The organism is Streptomyces sp. NPDC058375, assembly GCF_042723425.1.
In the GTDB taxonomy this organism is placed as follows: domain Bacteria; phylum Actinomycetota; class Actinomycetes; order Streptomycetales; family Streptomycetaceae; genus Streptomyces; species Streptomyces durocortorensis.
Genome location: NZ_JBHXJG010000488.1, coordinates 1 through 1,516, shown reverse-complemented (window position 1 = coordinate 1,516; position 1,516 = coordinate 1). Strand labels below are relative to the sequence as shown.

Annotated in this window: 1 protein-coding gene; it reads right to left on the bottom strand. The window is 74.3% G+C overall.

Annotation, left to right across the window (positions count from 1 at the left end; translation table 11 throughout):
* Positions 1 to 117: 117 nt before the first annotated feature.
* Positions 118 to 1,335 (bottom strand): FAD-dependent monooxygenase, encoded by a 1,218-nt coding sequence (locus tag ACFWM7_RS35255; RefSeq protein ID WP_383268861.1) that lies wholly within the window; start codon positions 1,333 to 1,335, stop codon positions 118 to 120.
* Positions 1,336 to 1,516 lie beyond the last annotated feature (181 nt).

Genomic DNA, 1,516 nt, shown 5'->3' with positions numbered 1-1,516 from the left:
GGCACGATCGTGCCGGTCGAGGACGCCCCGCCGCCGACCCCGCCCCCGCCGACCCCGCCGCCCACCACGGCCCCCCCGTCCCCGCCCCCCCCCCCCCCGACCCCCCCGCCCCCGTGCCTACCGGCCCTTCATGCTGTGCCCGCCGAAGCCGCTGCGCCGGTCGGATCCGCTGTTCTGTTCCTGCCACCACACGTCGAACGCGGCCTGGTCCATGGCGGACCAGTCGGGCGTGTTCTCGACCTGCGCGTCGCCCATCCGGCGGGCGAGCGCGACCATCGCCGCGCCGACCGGCCCGCGCCGGGCGTCGTAGTTCGCCAGGACTTCCTTCCAGCTGTCCCCGGCCACCCAGGCGGCCTCCAGCGCGGTGGCGTCCTGGAGCGCCTTCACGCTGCCGCCGCCGATGTGCGGCCGGGCGACGCTGGCGGCGTCGCCGACGAGCACCATCCGGCCCGAGGTGTAGTGGGGCACCTCCAGGTCGTAGATGGGCTGGATGAAGGTGGTTTCGGCGGGGGTGCGGAGCACGCGGGCCGCCCAGTACGGCGGGAAGTGCTCGGCGACCAGGGCGCGCAGACGCCCGGTGAGCTCGGAGTTGAGCCGGCCCGGCGGCAGGGAGGTGGGGGTCCGCAGGTCCGGGTGGAGGCCGTCGGTCCGCGGAGGCGCGGTGTAGAGAACCCAGTTGAGCCGGTGTCCGCCCGCACCGTCCGGGATGCGGTAGATCATGCAATGGCCGCCGGGGAAGACGATGTTGTGCGCGTCGTGGCCGTCCGCCGGGAGGCCCGCGACGTCCGGCGAGGTGCCGCGCCAGCCGACGTATCCGGCGTACGTGGCGTCCGCGCCGGGGAACATGGCCTCGCGGACGACGGAGCGGTATCCGTCCGCGCCGATCACGACGTCGAAGTGCTCCCGGTGCCCGTCCGCGAGCCGCAGCGTCACGCCCTCGGCGTCCGGCTCGACGCCGGTGACCACGGCCCCGGACCGGTAGGACACCCCTTCAGGCACCCGGCGACGCAGTTCGCTCCACAACGAGCCCCAGCTGTAGGCGCGGAAGGGGAACGGCTGCTCTCCCACGGCCCGGCCGTGGTCGGCCTCGCCGTCTCGCACGCTCCACACCCGCCGGGTCAGTGACGCCCAGGGCATCTCCGGGGCGACGTATCCGGCGTCCCGCAGCTCGTCGTACCGGTCGCTGTGGAGGGCGATGCCCACGCCTCTGTCCCGGAGCCGGGCGTCGGCGCGTTCCAGAACGGTGATCCGTTCGGCCCCGCCGCGCGACGCGGCCAGGGCCGCGGCACATCCCGCTATGCTGCCGCCGACCACGGCGACGCTGCCTCCACGCATGACTGGCACTCCACTCACTCGGTGTTCCGGGGACTTCGACCGCCGGTCGTCGGAACGCTGGTGGCGCAACGGCGCACGAACGGCGTAAGTCGCCCTGCTTCAGCGACTGTTGAACGACCCGTGACCTGCGGTCAGGGCCCGGACGGGATCCTATCGAGGACCCGGGCCACGGACCCCGGCC